At 48.8% G+C, this 17,707-nt stretch carries 17 protein-coding genes, 1 tRNA gene and 1 pseudogene; 12 read left to right on the forward strand and 7 right to left on the reverse strand.

The genetic code is table 11. The annotated features are described in order from the left end of the window. The first annotated feature begins 53 nt into the window (after positions 1–53). Positions 54–1,250: an RNA polymerase sigma factor SigC gene (sigC, locus tag AACT35_RS07580; protein ID WP_062431912.1), complete on the forward strand. Its 1,197-nt coding sequence runs from the start codon at positions 54–56 to the stop codon at positions 1,248–1,250. 236 nt (positions 1,251–1,486) lie between these two features. On the opposite strand, the gene AACT35_RS07585 is transcribed toward sigC, so the two are convergent. Next, the gene (locus AACT35_RS07585) at positions 1,487–2,323 is read right to left on the reverse strand and encodes a photosystem II manganese-stabilizing polypeptide (RefSeq protein WP_030006064.1); all 837 of its coding nucleotides are present in this window, start codon (positions 2,321–2,323) and stop codon (positions 1,487–1,489) included. Positions 2,324–2,505: 182 nt separating this feature from the next. Then, positions 2,506–3,342 (reverse strand): 1,4-dihydroxy-2-naphthoyl-CoA synthase, encoded by an 837-nt coding sequence (gene menB, locus AACT35_RS07590; RefSeq protein WP_030006063.1) that lies wholly within the window; start codon positions 3,340–3,342, stop codon positions 2,506–2,508. Positions 3,343–3,691: 349 nt separating this feature from the next. Here menB and AACT35_RS07595 point away from each other — a divergent pair, with 349 nt between their 5' ends. Continuing rightward, positions 3,692–3,868, forward strand: a complete 177-nt coding sequence (locus AACT35_RS07595) for a hypothetical protein (RefSeq protein WP_041443725.1) — start codon at positions 3,692–3,694, stop codon at positions 3,866–3,868. Positions 3,869–4,330: 462 nt separating this feature from the next. Beyond that, the gene (locus tag AACT35_RS07600; protein ID WP_012305900.1) at positions 4,331–5,494 is read left to right on the forward strand and encodes a GuaB3 family IMP dehydrogenase-related protein; all 1,164 of its coding nucleotides are present in this window, start codon (positions 4,331–4,333) and stop codon (positions 5,492–5,494) included. A 171-nt stretch (positions 5,495–5,665) separates the two neighbouring features. Here AACT35_RS07600 and pirA read toward each other — a convergent pair whose 3' ends face one another. After that, positions 5,666–5,830 (reverse strand): arginine synthesis PII-interacting regulator PirA, encoded by a 165-nt coding sequence (pirA, locus tag AACT35_RS07605; protein WP_012305899.1) that lies wholly within the window; start codon positions 5,828–5,830, stop codon positions 5,666–5,668. Positions 5,831–5,915: 85 nt separating this feature from the next. On the opposite strand from pirA, the gene AACT35_RS07610 reads away from it, so the two are divergent. After that, entirely contained in the window at positions 5,916–6,704 is a 789-nt protein-coding gene (locus AACT35_RS07610) for an SAM hydrolase/SAM-dependent halogenase family protein (RefSeq protein ID WP_099240319.1), read from the forward strand. A gap of 161 nt (positions 6,705–6,865) precedes the next feature. Here the strand turns inward: AACT35_RS07610 and hpf are convergent, their stop codons facing one another. Then, on the reverse strand, positions 6,866–7,447 hold the full coding sequence (gene hpf, locus AACT35_RS07615; RefSeq protein WP_012305897.1) for a ribosome hibernation-promoting factor, HPF/YfiA family: 582 nt from the start codon (positions 7,445–7,447) through the stop codon (positions 6,866–6,868). A gap of 525 nt (positions 7,448–7,972) precedes the next feature. Between hpf and lipB the strand changes: the two genes are divergently transcribed. Further along, positions 7,973–8,803, forward strand: coding sequence for a lipoyl(octanoyl) transferase LipB (lipB, locus tag AACT35_RS07620; RefSeq protein WP_099240321.1), 831 nt, complete (start codon positions 7,973–7,975; stop codon positions 8,801–8,803). Here the strand turns inward: lipB and AACT35_RS07625 are convergent. Continuing rightward, positions 8,750–9,346, reverse strand: a pseudogene (locus AACT35_RS07625) (DUF3120 domain-containing protein); the annotation flags it as partial. The gene lipB and the pseudogene AACT35_RS07625 overlap by 54 nt on opposite strands. A gap of 280 nt (positions 9,347–9,626) precedes the next feature. Between AACT35_RS07625 and AACT35_RS07630 the strand changes: the two are divergent. The 4 genes from AACT35_RS07630 to AACT35_RS07645 all read left to right on the forward strand — a co-directional run bounded on the left by AACT35_RS07630 (position 9,627) and on the right by AACT35_RS07645 (position 13,802). Beyond that, complete coding sequence (locus tag AACT35_RS07630) at positions 9,627–10,595, forward strand: undecaprenyl-diphosphate phosphatase (RefSeq protein ID WP_062431904.1); 969 nt, start codon at positions 9,627–9,629, stop codon at positions 10,593–10,595. A gap of 3 nt (positions 10,596–10,598) precedes the next feature. Then, a complete protein-coding gene (locus AACT35_RS07635; protein ID WP_099240325.1) occupies positions 10,599–11,933 on the forward strand; it encodes a TIGR03279 family radical SAM protein in 1,335 nt (444 codons plus the stop codon). A gap of 114 nt (positions 11,934–12,047) precedes the next feature. Continuing rightward, positions 12,048–13,067: a pentapeptide repeat-containing protein gene (locus AACT35_RS07640; protein WP_052349586.1), complete on the forward strand. Its 1,020-nt coding sequence runs from the start codon at positions 12,048–12,050 to the stop codon at positions 13,065–13,067. A 72-nt stretch (positions 13,068–13,139) separates the two neighbouring features. Further along, the gene (locus AACT35_RS07645; protein WP_099240327.1) at positions 13,140–13,802 is read left to right on the forward strand and encodes an HAD-IB family phosphatase; all 663 of its coding nucleotides are present in this window, start codon (positions 13,140–13,142) and stop codon (positions 13,800–13,802) included. Here AACT35_RS07645 and AACT35_RS07650 read toward each other — a convergent pair. Both AACT35_RS07650 and AACT35_RS07655 read right to left on the reverse strand, forming a co-directional pair. Beyond that, a complete protein-coding gene (locus AACT35_RS07650) occupies positions 13,799–15,235 on the reverse strand; it encodes a sugar transferase (RefSeq protein WP_099240329.1) in 1,437 nt (478 codons plus the stop codon). The two genes, AACT35_RS07645 and AACT35_RS07650, sit on opposite strands and share 4 nt — an antisense overlap. A 75-nt stretch (positions 15,236–15,310) precedes the next feature. Beyond that, the gene (locus tag AACT35_RS07655) at positions 15,311–16,078 is read right to left on the reverse strand and encodes a WecB/TagA/CpsF family glycosyltransferase (protein ID WP_099240332.1); all 768 of its coding nucleotides are present in this window, start codon (positions 16,076–16,078) and stop codon (positions 15,311–15,313) included. A 106-nt stretch (positions 16,079–16,184) separates the two neighbouring features. On the opposite strand from AACT35_RS07655, the gene AACT35_RS07660 reads away from it, so the two are divergent. The 3 genes from AACT35_RS07660 (at position 16,185) to AACT35_RS07670 (ending at position 17,618) form a co-directional block, all read left to right on the forward strand. Beyond that, positions 16,185–16,904: an HAD family hydrolase gene (locus AACT35_RS07660; protein WP_099240334.1), complete on the forward strand. Its 720-nt coding sequence runs from the start codon at positions 16,185–16,187 to the stop codon at positions 16,902–16,904. Between the two features lie 11 nt (positions 16,905–16,915). Beyond that, a tRNA-Ala gene (locus AACT35_RS07665) sits at positions 16,916–16,988 on the forward strand. Between the two features lie 54 nt (positions 16,989–17,042). Then, a complete protein-coding gene (locus AACT35_RS07670) occupies positions 17,043–17,618 on the forward strand; it encodes a Uma2 family endonuclease (RefSeq protein ID WP_065709945.1) in 576 nt (191 codons plus the stop codon). Positions 17,619–17,707: the final 89 nt, after the last annotated feature.

Genomic DNA, 17,707 nt, shown 5'->3' on the forward strand with positions numbered 1-17,707 from the left:
AGGGAAATTTAAGGGTAAGCACCCCCCTAATATTTTTCAGGAGAGTCGCCATTATGACCACCGCCAAGCAGTCCAAGAGCCAAGGTTCCTTTGACTCCCTAACCGAAACCGCTAGCAACGATGAGCTTGCTGTGTTTGATCCGGATGAAACAACCCTCCGGAATGGTCAGACCACAGATTTAGTGAGGCTGTATCTGCAGGACATCGGGCGCGTACCGTTACTCGAAAGAGATGAAGAGCTAACGGAAGCCCGCAAGGTTCAAAATTATATCCAGCTTTTGGAAAAACGACAAGAGGGGGCAGAAGCAGGCGACGAAATTTTGGCAGAATTTTTGAGTTGTATCAATGTCCATGACCGCCTAGCCATTGAGTTGGGTTGCCGCCCTTCCCTCAATCGCTGGGCCCAGGAAATGGACCTAGAGCGAGCCGTATTGCGGGATATCATTCGCCAGGGTAAACAGCGTTGGGCTGAGCAAGTGGGCTTAAGCGTTAAAGAACTTGACTCGATCCTCAAGGCTGGGGCCAAGGCAAAAGAGCACATGATCCAGGCCAACCTCCGTTTGGTGGTTTCTGTGGCCAAAAAATATCAGAACCGCGGCCTCGAACTTTTAGACCTTATTCAAGAAGGAACCCTCGGTTTAGAGCGGGCGGTGGATAAATTCGACCCGACAAAGGGCTATCGCTTCTCGACCTATGCCTACTGGTGGATTCGTCAGGGGATTACCCGGGCGATCGCCACCCAAAGTCGCACCATCCGTCTCCCGGTTCACGTCACCGAAAAGCTCAATAAAATCAAAAAAGCACAGCGGCAAATTTCCCAAACCCAGGGTTGTACCCCCAGCTTAGACGACGTAGCCCAGGCCCTGGAGATGACCCCAGAGCAGGTGCGAGAGGTCTTACAAAAGGTTCCCCGTTCCGTTTCCCTCGAAATTCGCGTCGGCAAAGACCGGGACACAGAGTTAGGTGATCTCCTAGAAACCCAAGATGCTTCCCCCGAAGAAAATCTTGTGCGGGAGTCTCTGCAACGTGACTTGCATAACTTACTGACAGAACTCACCGACCGGGAACGGGAAGTCATTCAACTGCGCTATGGTCTAGGCGATGGTAAAACCTACTCCCTCGCAGAGATTGGCCGAATGCTAGAGCTTTCGCGGGAACGAGTACGCCAAATTGAGGCAAAGGCTCTCCAGAAACTCCGCCAGCCCAAACGCCGCAATATTATGCGGGATTACTTGGACACATTGTCATAAACATAAATGAGCCATCCCAAGAGGATGAGGCGATGATCTAGGGTTCCTTGACTCTAGATCTTTTTGATGTTCAGTTTTTTTACGACTAGCCTAAAATCCAGATTTTTCTTCTCGAAAGCTTTTTCTAAAAGAGTTTGGGAAAGAGGTAGGCGAAAATTTAGTCAACCACAACGAAAAAAGACCACAAAAAAGGGGCATTGCCGCCCCTCGATTGAACAGTGTTTGAGAAGTTGAAATTAAGCAGCCGTCTTTAGACGTGCATAGAAAATACCGCGAATTCGGACTTCTTCGGGATCTTCTGCACCCATGTCAGTGGATGAAGTTTGCTCGCTTTCAAAGGTGCCGGCAATTTCACCAGTTTTCTCGTCGATTTTGGCAATTTGCAGGGAAATTTCACCAGTGCGAGATTCATACTGCTTGATGTTGGCGCGGGTTAGCTCTTCTTCATCGGCTTGGGAAGGTAGAGCGACAGCGTTGTCATAACCACTAGCGGTACCACGGGCCTTGGGATCAAGGAATACGGCACCACGATAGGGGGGAACCCGGAATTCACCGATAAAGTCAGTGGAAGTGTTGATGGAATCAGACGGGGTAGAGGTCTGGGCCACTAGATTTTTAATGGTGAAGAGGAAAGGTACTTGGTCACCACCGGGCAACTGAACCGTAATTGGTTGGAAATCGATACCGTCTTCTTCTACCAGGGTAAGGAGCCCGTCGCTATCGGCTTTGATCTTCCCGGTCATTTGTTCGAGGGAAGAGGTGTAGCGGGTAAGGGGCTTACCTTCGATGAATTCAGCTTCACGACGCTTGTTGAGGGGCTCTTCCTTAACGAAATAGGTTTGAGGCTCTAAGCAGAGGTCAGAGAATTCAATGGTTTCATTGGGGGCAATGGGAATTGTTCCCCGGGTGAAGTTCGCGATTTGGGGGCAGGAGTTCGCGAGTCCTGTATTGAGAATTTCGTCGTATGTTAGTTGCTTCACATCGACGGTCGCAGCATCGGGCGCTTCACTACAAGCAGTTAGCACGCCGATACACAGAGCCAGAATGGCTGCTAATAACGAACGTAACTTCATGATTAACCTCTTTTTGTCAATCTCAGGGCGGAACTAATCTTGTCCGTTCCACTTAATTTTTTAAAAGTCTGGGATCTAATAGGGACAAGCTATCCGGTTTTATATCGGTATCTACTCTACCAAATTGGGATCCTTTAGTGGTAATGAATCCTCATCTTACCTGGGCGATCGCCTAGGGTTTTTTACGGCAACCAGGGATATTGGCGGAAATTTGGCGATCGCTTTTCCAAAAAAGCCTGCTTCCCTTCTCTGCCCTCTTCTGTCATGTAATAAAGCATAGTGGCATTCCCCGCTAACTCCTGGAGGCCCGCTTGCCCGTCACAATCAGCATTCAGCGCTGCCTTGAGACAGCGAATCGCAATGGGGCTTTTACTCAACACTTCCCTGGCCCACTGTACCCCCTCAGCCTCTAGCTGGGCGACGGGAACCACCTGATTTACCAAGCCCATTTGCAACGCTTGCTGGGCATCATACTGGCGACAAAGAAACCAAATTTCCCGGGCTTTTTTTTGTCCAACAATGCGCGCCATGTAACTCGCCCCAAATCCACCGTCAAAACTGCCTACTTTTGGCCCCGTTTGCCCAAAAATTGCATTATCTGCGGCAATCGTTAGATCACAGAGAAGATGCAGTACATGGCCGCCGCCAATCGCGTAGCCCGCCACCAAAGCGATCACCACCTTGGGCATCGAGCGAATCAGTTTCTGCAGATCCAGCACGTTTAGGCGCGGTACCCCGGCTTGATCGACATAGCCGCCTTCACCCCGCACCGATTGGTCGCCACCAGAGCAGAACGCATATTTCCCATCCGTATGGGGGCCAGCCCCCGTGAGCAGGATGACACCGATGTCTTGATCTTCCCGGGCATCGCAGAAGGCCTCATACATTTCAAAGATTGTCTGGGGTCGAAAGGCATTGCGCTTGTGGGGACGATTAATCGTGATTTTTGCAATCCCATCTAACTTTTGATACAAAATATCTTCGTAAGCTTTGACGGCTTGCCAAGCAAGAGATTCCATAATTTTTCATAGACAATGACTGCCCGTCATCTTATCCCATTCCCCCACTGCTAAGGTTCACTGGCCTTGTGAAAGATGTGTCCCGACGGAGGCTCACACTCTTTTAAAGGGCCGACAAACTTAATGTTTTTTTGTTAACCTTTACTTAAAAGTACGGAAAACCCGAAACTGCTTTTTGACTATTTTTCGGTAAAAACTTAAATTAGTCTTAAGTATGTTTAGGATCAAAGAAAAAGGTAAGAGAATATTCTTGGGATCAACTCAATTGCATTTAAAAGCTTTTTTAATGAAACTTCAAACGACCCTCAAAATCACCGACCTCAATTTTTTTAGAATTCAGGACAAAGCTATGGATTGTTCATATTCGCTCCCCTGTCCGAACTGTGGTGCTCCAGCTCTGCGCCGTTATTTACACAACTCTAGCCTGCGGGAAACAACTTGTGAAACCTGCGATTATTTAATGGTGAGCTGTGAAGAAACCGGTAATGTTGTCGAATCCTATGCCCCTGGCCTTTATAGTTTCTAGGGCCGCTTAATGGTCGATAGTCCCTTGGCGATCGTCAATCACCCGTAAATCTTTTTTAAAGACAAAATCTTTCCCCAGGAAAAATTTTAGAATCCTGTAGCGACCTCTCAAGCTTCAACACCTTGGGAGCCTCTTTCCCAGAATATTCTCTACCACTTCTTTGGATCCGACAATCAAAATCCTAGTCATTTTTCACTCTAATTCTCACTCTTACCTGTCAATTCTTTTACAACAAAGTGATGCTTAACTAGGAGAAATGGTTGTTCGCTTCCGTGAAAATGAGGCTGGTCCATCGAGTTGCTTTTACGTGAATCTACACACGAACTGAGTCACCAGCACCAAGCCCAAAATTCAGCCTCCAGAAAGATTGACGTCTGGTGGTCGCTTTTTTGTAAGAAAATGCAAGCAATCAGTTATCCTAGACTGACACATTTAAGTTTTGGCAATCATTAAGGAGTAAGAGTGGACATTCAAATTGGTCGTGGCAAAACAGCTCGTCGTGCTTACGGATTCGATGAGATTGCCCTCGTTCCGGGCGGTCGTACCCTAGACCCTGAACTGGCAGATACCAGTCTCGAAATTGGTGGAATTAAGCTAAATATCCCAATTTTAGCCAGTGCAATGGATGGCGTTGTCGATGTAAAAATGGCAGCGCTGCTTTCTGATTTGGGTGCAATGGGCGTATTGAACCTTGAGGGACTCCAAACCCGTTATGAAGACCCCAACCCAGTCCTTGATCGGATCGCCGCAGTTGATAAAACCGAGTTTGTCGGCTTAATGCAAGAGCTCTATTCCAAGCCGATCCAACCGGAGCTAATCCAGAAACGCATCCAAGAAATCAAGGCCCAAAACGGCCTCGCTGCAGTGAGTCTTACCCCTGTCGGTGCCACCAAATATGGCAAAATTGTCGCTGATGCTGGGGCCGATATTCTCTTTATCCAAGCAACGGTAGTTTCTACTTCTCACCTATCTCCTGAAGGGATTGTCCCCCTAAACTTGCACAAACTTTGTTCTGAACTGCCCATTCCAGTTGTCCTGGGGAACTGCGTTACCTATGATGCGGCGTTGGAACTGATGCGTGCAGGGGCAGCGGCCGTGCTCGTGGGGATTGGCCCCGGAGCGGCTTGTACCTCCCGTGGTGTGCTTGGAGTTGGTGTCCCCCAGGCAACCGCAGTTGCTGATTGTTCTGCGGCCCGCGATGATTATGAGAAAGAATCTGGCCGCTATGTGCCGATCATTGCCGATGGTGGAATTGTTACTGGTGGCGACATTTGTAAATGTATTGCTTCTGGGGCAGATGCAGTAATGATTGGGTCTCCCATTGCCCGTGCGGCGGAAGCACCGGGTCGCGGTTTCCACTGGGGGATGGCGACACCTAGCCCTGTACTACCCCGGGGAACCCGGATTAATGTGGGAACAACTGGCACGATTACCCAGATTATGACGGGGCCAGCGAAACTTGATGATGGAACCCATAATCTCTTGGGCGCTCTCAAAACAAGTATGGGAACCCTCGGCGCCAAAAATATCAAGGAAATGCAACAGGTAGAAGTAGTAATTGCTCCTTCGCTGTTGACGGAAGGGAAGGTTTACCAAAAAGCCCAAAAACTGGGCATGGGTAAATAGGCTCGGCAATGATTGCTGATTTTCGGCCTGGAGGTTTATTTAGCTTTTTGAAAAGTGAGCCTTCGTTTTAAGCAAATCCATCAAATTAACCGAAAGAAAAGGGAATGTTTTTCAACACTCCCTTTTTTTCTTGTTTTGGTAAAAAAATTATTCGGCTGAGATGAATATTGTTTAACCGATCCCAAGGTACTGGGCCTCCGCTTCTAACTGTTGCACGAGGTGGTCATTGCCGGAATTCCGGGCGGCTTCGAGGCGATGCTGCAAATTTTTCTTGAGGTTTTCGCGGTGGGTGCGTTTAATTTGCTTGACGATTTGCTGTTGAACGTTTCTAAACATGATCTTCTCGCTGGGGATAATTGGCTATTTTTAGAGTAACAGGCTTCAGATTAAACTGTATCAAATACTACAAAATACTTAAAACATGATGGCGATCGCCTTAGTGACAGATTTCGGTTTACAGGAGGGCTATGTGGGGACAATGAAGGGGGTTATGGCGGCGATCGCCCCCCAAGCTTTGGTGATTGATCTCAGCCACAATGTTCCGCCCCAGGATCTGTGGGCTGGTCGCTTTTGTCTGTTGAGTGCAGCGCCTTATTTCCCGCCGGACACAATCTTCGTGGGCGTTGTGGATCCGGGGGTAGGCACTAACCGCCAGGCGATCGCCGTGGCATTGAAACAAGGTTATTTTGTGGGGCCAAATAACGGTCTAGGGAGCGGTTTGTTTGCAGAGGATGCCATTGTTGCGGCAGTAGAACTGGATAATCCCCAGTATTGGCGATCGCCTCTGAGGGAAAACCTGAGTCACACTTTCCATGGCCGGGACATTTTCGCGCCAGTAGCAGCCCATCTTTCCCTGGGCGTTCCTTTATCCAAGCTGGGCCGTCCCCTTAAATCAACAGAAATCATGCGTTTAGATGTTCCACCCTATCAGAGCAATGGCAAGTCCTACACCGGGATAATCCAGCATATTGACCACTTTGGGAACTTGATTACCACCATTCCCAATACTGTATGTGCAAATAATCAGGGCCAAGCAACGTTAGCGGGTCAACAAATTCCCCTGGTTTGTACCTATGGAGATGTGCCGGAAAATCATCCCTGTGCCTTGGTAGGAAGCCATGGTTGGTTAGAAATCAGTGTAAATCAAGGTAATGCCCAACACTTTTTTCAGGTGCAACGGGGCGCAATGGTTCAATACCAAATTTGCTAAATATTTAAGTTAATTAGTCTCTGATAACCCACAAAAAAGAAGCAATAAAAAAGGAAAGCTTTATGTTAGAAAACTTTCCTTTAAATCAGGGATTAGATTTGCCGATGATCCAAATAATAACTATTATCTAAAAGCCATTAAATGAACCTGGAAAAAATCAACTATTCTTTGCCAAGGCGCGGTTGGATTACACCATAACCACCGTGGTTGCGGATATAGATCACATTGATGGCGTTTGTGTCTTTGTTCAAGAACATATAGAAGTCGTGGTCTACCAACTGCAACTGCTCTAAAGCCTCATCAATGGTCATGGGGGGCATCGCAAAATACTTCATCCGCACCACTTCAGAGGGAAGCTCTGGGGCGCGATCGCCAATGAGATTATCTGGCACCGGATCCTCAGGTAACACTTCACTGGTTTTTTCCTGAACGTGGGTTTTCTTGCCAAAATTTTTCTCTTTATATTTGCGGAGTTGGCGGGCGATTTTATCAGAAACAAGGTCAATGCTGGCGTAGAGATTTTCACTGCCTTCCTGGGCGCGAATCACTGTACCATTGGCGTAAACAGTAACTTCAGCTTTATGCTTGTCGGTAATGCGAGCATTGTTAGCAACAGACAAGTGCACATCTACTTTTGTGGCGAAGGTTTGAAAGTGCTTAGTTGCTTTTTCAAGCTTACTTTCAACATAGTCATGGATCGATTCAGTTACTGCAATGTTGTTGCCTTGGATCAATAGCTTCATAGTCTCTGGTTACTCCATCTGAATGGATAAAACAAGTTTACTTTGTACACAATTTACGAATAAAATCTAGATTTTAAGCCTAAGAAAATTCGCAATGAAATGACTGGTGTAAACAAGAACTTGTTGGTGAAGTGTTTCGTTATTCTAGCAAGGTTTCTTCAAGGCGAAAAACTATTGTGGTGGCGTCATATATAGATCCGTCCGTTTAATATTACGCAACACTTCTACAAGTATTAGCGTAGGTTTGAATACTAGAGAAACTTTTTTTGACGAGATAAACAAACTGAAAATTAAGCGGTTTTTAGTTCTTTTGGAGAAAATTAGTTGCTGACAACTTATTGACTGGGAATTTTTAGGATTTATCTCTTTCTCTCTATAGTTTTAATTGTAGGTTTTGCCTTTGGGCCTTGTCAATTTATCTTTTTTGAAACATTAAGAAAGCCAGGAAGCTTTTACAGTTCTTAACTCTTTGCTATGGTGAGGACAATATCTAACATTGTTTTGCCAAAAGGCGATCGCCCCTTGATGACTTTTAATGTTTTGTCGGATCCCTTGACATTGCGTCATATCAATTCACACCCTTTCCCCCTTTGTCTATTTTATCAAGGGGGAATTTGGCCTTACACCGAAGCTTGGGCACAGCAACAACAACTGGTGGAAGCACGCCTACGGGATGGGCAGTTGAGTGATGTTTTACTGCTGCTGGAACACTTGCCGGTCTATACCCTAGGGACAGGTTCAAAGCTGGATTTTGTGAAATTTGCTCCAGAAACCGCAGGCGTAGAATTGCATCGGACAGAGCGGGGCGGCGAAGTGACGTACCATTGTCCGGGACAATTGATCGGTTATCCGATTTTGAATTTGCGTCGCCACCAACAAGATCTGCATTGGTATCTGCGGCAATTGGAAGAAGTCTTAATTCGGCTTTTGGCGCGCTATGGCTTGGTGGGAGAACGAATTCCTGGACTAACTGGGGTGTGGGTCGAGGGTCACAAGGTGGCAGCCATTGGCATCAAGGTGAAGCGCTGGATTACGATGCATGGGTTTGCCCTGAATGTTTGCCCGGATTTGGCGGGATTTAAACGGATTGTTCCCTGCGGCATTGGCGATCGCCCCGTGGGGAGTTTGCAGCAGTTTTTACCGGAGATTACCTTGGCCCAAGTGCGCGAAGATTTACCGAAGATTTTTGGTGAAGTTTTTCAGTTGGAGATGATCAAGCAACAAAATCTCCTAGGCGAAGCAAGCCGCAATCCAAAACAGACCATCGACGAGGAGAGTACTGACCACGGCCCCGGCGAAACTCCAGTAGGGGATTTGGGGCTGACGGAAGGCCCACCAACTAATGCCGATCAATAAATTCACCAGAACAACTGCCCAACTAATGCCCCAGAGGGTCTGCATCTGGGCTAAGGCCGCTTGGAAAATGGGCATCACAAAATCTGGCTCGGCATACATGAGCTTGCGCCAGTAGGGGATCAAATCCGTGAGGTAAAAGTAAATGTCGGTGATCGCCGTACCAAGGAGGGAACCCAGGTAAAACAAATGTCCCACCAAGCCCCGCTTTTGCCACAGGCCCCACAGGGCAAAGGGTAGCCCAATCGCCTCCACCGGAAGATGTAAAAAGGGTTCATAGCGCAACCAGCCCCAATAGATAGCTCCGGCTAACCAGCTCCAGCTAAAACCCCAGAGGAGATCACCCCAAATTTCGGTATTTTCTCGCTGCCGGAGGCCACAGGCGATCGCTACCCAGAGGAGAGTCAAGGCCAAACTCAGCCAGGGAGCCGTCCTGACCAGGGGGGCTTGGAAAAAAACAGGCACAGAAACCAAGAAGCCCGACGCGAGGCAAATTAGCAGGGGAATATTGTGGCGAAGATCCTGTTGTCGCTTGAGAACATACACTGCACCGACAGAGAAAAGAGGATGGTTCAGCAAAACAAAGTGGTTTGTAACAATAACTTGTAAATATTTATTAATGAATTTTAACTTACGACTCCCGATTTTCTCATAAAGAGGACGGGAAATTTGCCTGATTTTGCCATTTCTGAGGGGCGATCGCCGAGGATTTAACCTCCAAGTGGGGAATCCCCAGGCCGGATTTTTCTAAAAGCTAGTCAAGGTCAACCAGATTGACTAGAGTAGTTGAGGCAGATTTACCCGACGCCCAAGGGAAGCGACATCAATGCTCAAAAAAAAGCAACAACGGCACTGGTTTGAGTTCAGCAGTATGGTGGCCCTCGGCTTGGTTCTATTTCTGTTGATTAGCTTTTGGCATCTGCGCATCAATGCCGCCACACCCGAAAATACGTTGGCGATCGCCCCGGTACAGTTCAATTGGTTCCAAGGGATTATTTTAGGATTGGTGCAAGGCTTAACCGAATTCATCCCCATCAGTAGCACTGCTCACCTCAAGGTGATTCCCGTAGCCCTCGGTTGGCCCGATCCAGGGGTGGCTCTCACCGCCGTGATTCAACTGGGGAGCATCGTCGCTGTGCTGGGTTATTTCTGGCAAGATTTACGGCAGGTCATTGGTGGGGCCTGGCAAGCTTGGCAACAAAAAGATTGGCAAAAACAAGAGTGGCGCATGTTTTGGGGCATCGTGTGGGGGACTTTCCCGATCCTCGGCGTGGGTCTGCTGCTCAAAATTTTTGTCCCTAACTATGACGCGTCACCGTTGCGCAGCTTAACCGCCATTGCGATCGCCTCCATTGTGATGGCGATTTTGTTAGCGATCGCAGAACGTTATCCCCGGCACCAACGCGCCTTTGACCAGCTCAGCCTCAAGGATGGTATTCTCATGGGCTGCGCCCAAGCCCTTGCTGTCATCCCCGGAGTGTCACGGTCTGGTTCGACGATTACAGCGGGTTTGTTTATGAATCTAGACCGAGCTACGGCGGCGCGTTTTTCGTTTCTGCTAGGGATTCCGGCTATTACCATCGCTGGCCTTGTGGAATTCCAAGGATTAGTGAGTGGGGGATTAACGACGGTGCCGCCCCTCACCCTAATTGTCAGTCTGATTTCCTCAGCGGTGTTTTCCTACTTGGCGATCGCCTGGCTGATCCAATTTCTCCAAAAACACCAAACCTGGGTTTTCGTCTGGTATCGATTAGGCTTTGGTATGATCATCTTGGCATTAACCCTGCTGCGTTAACCCATGAGCGTCTCCACCATCAAGCCCGCCCAAATTTGCCATGTTGTCCCCGATTCCATTGCCGCTGAAATTGGCTTTGAGGCTGGTGATGCCATCGTTTCTATCAATGGGATGAAGCCGAGGGATCTCATCGATTATCAATTTCTTTGCGCCGACGAATACCTCGAATTAGAAGTCCTCGATGCTAAGGGGAAATCCCATCACCTCGAAATCGAAAAAGACTACGACGAAGACCTGGGTTTAGAGTTTGACAATGCCCTCTTTGACGGTTTGATTCAGTGCAATAATCGCTGTCCCTTTTGCTTTATCGACCAGCAGCCCCCCGGCAAACGCCAAAGCCTCTACTTAAAAGATGACGACTATCGCCTCAGCTTTCTCTATGGCAGTTATCTCACCCTGACCAACCTGACCGAGCGGGAATGGCAACGCATTAACCAAATGCGCCTCTCGCCCCTGTTTGTGTCCGTCCATGCCACTGAGCCGGAGATTCGTCGGCAACTCCTCAAAAATGACCGCGCCGGGGAAATTCTCACGCAACTCCAATGGTTTGCGGATCATCGCTTACAAATCCATGCCCAAGTCGTCGTTTGTCCTGGGATCAACGATGGGCCTCATTTAGAAAGAACATTGCGGGATTTGGCTGAATTTCACAGGGGAGATTTACCCGCTGTGATTTCGGCAGCGGTGGTACCGGTCGGTTTAACTCGTTTTCGCCCTAATTTGGCGGAACTGAGCCCCGTTGATCAGGCCAAAGCCCAGGAAGTGATCGCCCAGGTGACAGCGCTCCAGGCAGAATTCCGGGAACAGTTTCAGACAAATTTTGCTTGGCTGGCCGATGAGTGGTTTCTGATTGCGCGGGCAGAACTGCCGCCAGAGTCCCATTATGAAGACTATCCTCAACTGGGGAATGGGGTGGGTTCGATTCGCCAGTTCATCCGGGATTTTCTCAATACCGCCGATGAAACTTTACCGCCGGCGATCGCCAAACCCAAACACTTTACCTGGGTCGTAGGGAATGCCGTAGAACAAGCCTTTGAACCCCTTGTCGCGCGTCTAAACCAAGTGGAACATTTAACAATTACCCTGGCGGCCTTAAATAGTGACTACTGGGGCCAAGCCATTACCGTTACCGGACTGCTTACGGGAGAAGACTTGATCAAAAAACTGGCTGGCCGAGATTTTGGCGATGGCATTTTGCTCCCGACGGTGATGCTTAAGCACGATGAAGCCAAATTCCTCGATGATAAAACGGTGGCAGAAGTGGCGATCGCCTTAGAGACCCCCATCTATGCTGTAGAAAATGTCTTAGATTTGATGAACCGCTGTTGTCAAGATTAACAGTTCACAAAGAAGATTATCGAAACATTAAGAATTAAATGCTTCTTCAGTAAATAGAGTATGTTTGCTTTTCTAATAAAAGAGGAGGCCGATGCCAGCAGGTAGCATTTACAAATGGTGCTGCTCGTTTTTGGTGCTCGGTTGCATAAAGCTGGCCCTATGAATATTGAAGCGCTTCTCAATGACTATGCCTTGGGACAGAGGTTATTTCCCAGGGAACGGTTTACTGCCGCAAACTTGACTGGGTTAGACCTAGCTCATACCAACTTTACCGGAGGAAATTTTGTTTCTGCCTCCCTCGCAAGGACGAATTTGCACCATTGCCATCTACGTCAGGCCAACCTCAAGCGAGCTTTTTTATACGGCGCGAACCTTAGCTATGCCAAATTAGACCAAGCCGATTTGACCGGCGCGGATCTCACGAAAGTTAATCTCCAGGGGGCAACCTTAACCCAAGCAACCCTAAATCACGCCCAGCTCAGTGGGGCCATTATGCGTTGGGTCACTTTTTTCATGGCGGATCTCCAAAATGTGAATCTCTGTGGCGCCAATTTAACGGGAGTCAATTTTCGCGGGGCCAATTTAACAGGAGCGGATCTCAGTTGGAGTAATTTGAGTGAGGCGAAGCTCAGCGGTGCGATTTTGCAGGAAACAAATTTACAAGGCATACAGTTACAGGCCGCCTATCTCAATGGTGTTGATTTTCGGCGGCAGGATTTTAGTGGTCTCAATTGTGCTGGAATTCTTTTCTGTGGTGGAAAAGGCCACGATATGAACTTGGTGGGAACCAATTTAACTGGAGCCAAACTGCGTTTTACGAGTTTTGTCCGGGCCAATTTCTCACGGGCATCTCTGCACCAAGCTGATTTCCAACACGGAAATTTAACCGCCGCTAACTGTCAATATGTAGAGGCGATCGCCAGCAATTTTCAGCAAGCAGAATTAGTTTCGACGGATTTTCGGCATGCCCAACTCCAAAGGGCCGATTTTCGGGGCGCAAATCTCCGGGGAGCCAATTTCGCCCGTGCTGACCTCCGGGGAGCCAAGTTTCAGGGCGCTAAACTAAATCAGACAAATTTCCAAGGGGCTGTTTTTGAATTCGATCCCCGCACGCAGACTCTCCTTGCTTCGTAAGGGAAAGTACAAGATCAAAATTATCCCAAAGCGGACTATAATCCTGGGGAACTTGTTACGTTACAAAAGTTAATGGATGCCCAAACGATTGTATTTTGTGACTTTGACGGCACAATTACGACTGTCGATACCTTCGGCGATGCCCTCGGTAAATATGCGCCGGAGGTGGCCGCTGACATTCTTCCGGGCTTGTATAACCGCAAGATTACGCTCCGGGAAGGGGTACGCAAAATCCTCGAAGCGATTCCCTCGGAGCAATTTGCTGCTTTTGTCGGTGAGGTAGACGATAAGCCTGTGCGTCAGGGCTTCAGTGATTTTCTCCAGTTTTTAGGCGATCGCCAAGTGCCGATTGTGGTGGTCTCCGGTGGCCTCGTGCCAATGGTGGAAAGAGTTTTAGCGCGCCCCGGTACCGATGGCACACCCCTGCGCGATCACATTGAAACGGTGGCCGCGATGAATATTGATACCTTTGATCCCTACTTCAAAATTATTGCGCCCTTTGAAGGGGGGACGGAGATGGTGGAAAAAGTGCAAGTGATGGGGAAGTATAAATACCAAAAGGCGATCGCCATCGGGGATTCCCTGACGGATATCAATATGGCCCTCAAAGCAGATTTGGTTTTTGCCCGCGATCGCCTCCAGCAATACCTGGACGAAGAAGGCAAAGCTTACGTGCCTTGGGAAACCTTTGATGATATCCGCCATTACCTCGAAACCAACGGTTTTCCGGCCTAATAAGCGCCTTTGCCAAAAAAGACGATCCGCACCGTTTCTAGCAGAATATCGAGATCGAGGTTCAAAGACCAATTGTCAATGTAGTACAAATCTAGCCGTGCCGCATCATTAAAATCACTCAGATCAGAGCGGCCCGAAATTTGCCAGAGCCCCGTGATCCCCGGCAACACCTGATGGCGGATATGGTGCCATTCGTCAAACCGTTCCACATCCCGCAATGGCAAGGGGCGCGGCCCCACCAAACTCATCTGACCCAGTACCACATTAATTAATTGGGGCAACTCATCAATACTGGTGCGGCGGAGAAATTTACCAAGCTTGGTAATGCGGGGATCGTCTTTAATCTTGAACAAGACCCCATCTTTCATTTGATTTTGCGCTTCTAGTTGGGCCTGCAACTGGGGCGCATCGACGACCATTGTGCGGAATTTCCACATCTTGAAGGGTTTGCCATTAAGACCCGCCCTCGGTTGCCGAAAGAAAATTGGCCCCGGTGAATCGAGACGTATGGCGATCGCCACGCCGACCAACAGCGGTGAGATTAGCAGTAGACCCAACCCTGCACCCAGGAAATCAAACCAGCGTTTCAGGCGATAATCCCAACACAATAACAAGGGCGTTTCAATGCGGAGGGTGGGAATTCCCGCGAACATTTCCGGTAAACCCCGACGATAAAGCATTTCCCGACTGGATGGCATCAAACGAATCGCAATCCCCGCACTGCGCAAGTGCCAAAACAAATGGGAAGCTAATTCCGTTTCCGGCAAGTCTTTGACTAAAACCTCCTGGGCGCCTGACTGACGAATTTGGGCAATGGTGGCCTGGGTGCCGGCCATGGAAGCGAGGGCAGCACCCACAATTTTGTAATGGGGACGTTTTTTGATCACCCGCTTGAGGCAGTCCAACTGTTTTGCCGGTGCTACCAAAAAGACATTTACCGGCGGTGCTTGGCGATCAAACTGCCGTAGGATGAGGGTCAGAATAAAGCGAAAACCTACGACAAAGGCAATGCTGAGAAACCACGCCGTAATAAAAAGTGAACGGGGCGGATCCAACATTGGATTGTGAAAATAACTGCCGACCAAGAATAAACCATAGACCAAGGTGATGATCCAGGCAGCGCGGGTGTAGTTCTGGGGAGCCGGAGGCAGGCGATAGAGATGATTTCCAAAGAAAAAACAGAGGGTGACAATGGCAAAAATCCAGAACAGACTGGGAATATCGAGCCACACCCACCAGACCAGATCCGCCGGAATCGGTGAATAAAAATTATTAATGTAGTCCGCGAGTTGCCAGGCGATCGCCAACCCCAACAGATCACTACCCACCAGTAATAAACCCCTTTTCCAGCGGCCTTGGGCAGTTTTTAACCAGTGGAGCGGATGAATCGCGCGGATATCCTGGGTGGGAAGGGGAAACGGAGACTTGGGCATGGATCGAGGCCATCAATTGGCAATACAAAGAAAAATACTTAAAATCCCTCAGGGGTGGGTAGAATCTGAAAAAAACTAGGGCGATCGCCGCCGGAGCAGTTGCCAACCAAACAGCAAAATAAACGCCCCATTGTGGATGAGATAACGTTTCCAGAGGCGGCGGGGTTCTTGGATCAGTCGATAAAGCCACTCCAAACCCAGGGGCCTCAACCAGTGGGGGGCCTGGGAAACCGTACCCGCATGGAAATCAAAGGCAGCCCCCACCCCCAACAAAACGGCATTAAGGTGAGGACTATTTTCGGCCATCCATTTTTCTTGCTTCGGGCAACCCAAACCGACAAAAACCAGCTTCGCGCCAGATTGTTCGATGCGCTGTCTTGTGGCGATCGCCTCGGCGGAGGTTGGTGACCGAAAGGGGGGTGCTTCTACTCCGGCAATTTGCAAATTGGGAAATTTTTCTAAAAGATTTTGCTGCAATTTTTCCAGGGTTTCTGGGCGACTGCCGTAGAGATACACCGGAAGTTTCTCCTGGGCAGCCATGGCGCAACAATGGAGCATCAAATCCGGCCCATAAACCCGGATCGCCTGGGGATAACCCAACCATCGCAACCCCCAAACTAAGGGCATACCGTCGGGAGTTGTTACCAGGGCTTGGTTGATGATTTTTTGAAACCCTCGATCCCAGTAGCCCGTCATCACCATGTGCACATTGGCGATCGCCCCATAACCAAATGTCCCATTGCGGATCGCCGCCGCAATTTCGGCCCAGGCCCGTTGATAATCTAGGCAATGCACCCTTGTTTTTAGAATGTGTCGCTGGGGAATATCCGTCATCAAAGCCATGGCGATCGCCCGCAAATATCAACGCTTATTCTAAGATGAGGATTACCAGGCAAAAACCTGACCCTTGGTCAAAAAACGTAAACTTTCACCCTCCCATCGTCCCGTTATGACCCTGCTCAAAGCCGTTTTATTTGAAATCAACGGAGTCTTTCTGAACGATACGGCCCTCCAATTTGAGCTGATCGATGACATTTTGCTGGCCGAAAATCTCCGACCTACCGACCGCCTCTATCGCGACAGCAGCCTGGGCAAAAGCGATCGCCGCTGCCTCAAGGAAAATCTTGCACTCCGGGGGCGGGTATTCTCCGAGGCGCAACTTGACGGCCTGATTCAACAAAAATCTGCACTTTACCAAAGCAAATTACGGGAAATAAAGCCGTTCCCCCTCTATGAAGACGTTGTTCCCCTAATTTCGGCGATTAAACTCAAAAATATTCCCATGGGGATTGTAACGGGCTATTGTCGTGCCGATGCCGAATTTATTCTCCAGCAAGCGCAACTTGACCAAGCTTTTGATGTGATTGTCACCGCCGATGAGGTAAAAACGTTTAAACCGAACGGAGATGGTTATCGCCTGGCGATCGCCCAACTGAACCAGAAATTTCCTGACCAAAATATCCAGCCTGAAAATTGTCTCGCCGTTGAAGATAATTTCCATGGTATCCAAGCCGCCAAATCCATCGGTATTCCCGTGGTTGGCGTCGCCCATACCTATCCATTTCATATGTTGCAGCGTTGCAGTAACTGGTGTGTGGACTACCTCAGCGATCTAGAACTCGAACGCATTGATCCCAGCCTTGCGCCCCCCGCAGAGGTGCTAAAATAATTTTTCGTTCTGGGGAATTAGCTCAGTTGGTAGAGTGCTGCGATCGCACCGCAGAGGTCAGGGGTTCGAATCCCCTATTCTCCATCCCCCAAAAAACTTGCCTACAATGGGAGCATTCCGCCGCGAGAGGTCGTGACAATGGCTACCGTAACCCTTGATCTCCAGCCCGTTTTGACCCTGACCCAAGGCCAATTTGCCCAGCTCTGTCAGGCGAATCCCGATGCAAAACTCGAACGCACAGCCCAAGGAGAACTTGTGATCATGGCCCCTACTGGTGGTGAAACTGGCCGACTCAACTTCAAGTTAAATGTCCAGCTTGGGATTTGGAATAATCATTATCGCCTAGGGGAATGCTTCGATTCCTCGACGGGCTTTGTTTTGCCCAATGGTGCGACGCGATCGCCGGATATGTGTTGGGTCGAAAAATCCCGCTGGGATAGCCTTACCCCAGAACAACAGCAAAAATTTGTTCCCCTCTGCCCTGATTTTGTCGCCGAACTGCTCTCGCCCAGTGATCTGGTACAACAGACCCGGCAAAAGATGCAGGAATATTTAGCCAATGGTTGTCGGTTGGGCTGGCTCATTAACCAAGGCGATCGCCAAGTGGAAATTTATCGTCCTGGTCGAACCGTGGAAATTTTAATGACCCCCAAACAGCTTACCGGAGAGGATATTTTACAGAATTTTATTTTAGATCTCAGTGATTTATGGTGATAGCTTCCCCACAAAAAAATTGGTTTTGCAGCATCTTTAACCGACCCTTTTTAGAAAGTGTGGCACCATAGAAGCAATCATCATTGAGA

Source organism: Synechococcus sp. BDU 130192, assembly GCF_963876085.1.
Lineage (GTDB): Bacteria > Cyanobacteriota > Cyanobacteriia > Cyanobacteriales > MRBY01 > MRBY01.

Bases quoted from the DNA above. Each gene is read 5' to 3' on its own strand.
- sigC (WP_062431912.1), top strand. From the start codon at position 54: ATGACCACCGCCAAGCAGTCCAAGAGCCAAGGTTCCTTTGACTCCCTA.
- AACT35_RS07585 (WP_030006064.1), bottom strand. From the start codon at position 2,323: ATGAAGTTACGTTCGTTATTAGCAGCCATTCTGGCTCTGTGTATCGGC.
- menB (WP_030006063.1), bottom strand. From the start codon at position 3,342: ATGGAATCTCTTGCTTGGCAAGCCGTCAAAGCTTACGAAGATATTTTG.
- AACT35_RS07595 (WP_041443725.1), top strand. From the start codon at position 3,692: ATGGATTGTTCATATTCGCTCCCCTGTCCGAACTGTGGTGCTCCAGCT.
- pirA (WP_012305899.1), bottom strand. From the start codon at position 5,830: ATGTTTAGAAACGTTCAACAGCAAATCGTCAAGCAAATTAAACGCACC.
- AACT35_RS07610 (WP_099240319.1), top strand. From the start codon at position 5,916: ATGATGGCGATCGCCTTAGTGACAGATTTCGGTTTACAGGAGGGCTAT.
- hpf (WP_012305897.1), bottom strand. From the start codon at position 7,447: ATGAAGCTATTGATCCAAGGCAACAACATTGCAGTAACTGAATCGATC.
- lipB (WP_099240321.1), top strand. From the start codon at position 7,973: ATGACTTTTAATGTTTTGTCGGATCCCTTGACATTGCGTCATATCAAT.
- AACT35_RS07630 (WP_062431904.1), top strand. From the start codon at position 9,627: ATGCTCAAAAAAAAGCAACAACGGCACTGGTTTGAGTTCAGCAGTATG.
- AACT35_RS07635 (WP_099240325.1), top strand. From the start codon at position 10,599: ATGAGCGTCTCCACCATCAAGCCCGCCCAAATTTGCCATGTTGTCCCC.
- AACT35_RS07640 (WP_052349586.1), top strand. From the start codon at position 12,048: ATGGTGCTGCTCGTTTTTGGTGCTCGGTTGCATAAAGCTGGCCCTATG.
- AACT35_RS07645 (WP_099240327.1), top strand. From the start codon at position 13,140: ATGGATGCCCAAACGATTGTATTTTGTGACTTTGACGGCACAATTACG.
- AACT35_RS07650 (WP_099240329.1), bottom strand. From the start codon at position 15,235: ATGCCCAAGTCTCCGTTTCCCCTTCCCACCCAGGATATCCGCGCGATT.
- AACT35_RS07655 (WP_099240332.1), bottom strand. From the start codon at position 16,078: ATGGCTTTGATGACGGATATTCCCCAGCGACACATTCTAAAAACAAGG.
- AACT35_RS07660 (WP_099240334.1), top strand. From the start codon at position 16,185: ATGACCCTGCTCAAAGCCGTTTTATTTGAAATCAACGGAGTCTTTCTG.
- AACT35_RS07670 (WP_065709945.1), top strand. From the start codon at position 17,043: ATGGCTACCGTAACCCTTGATCTCCAGCCCGTTTTGACCCTGACCCAA.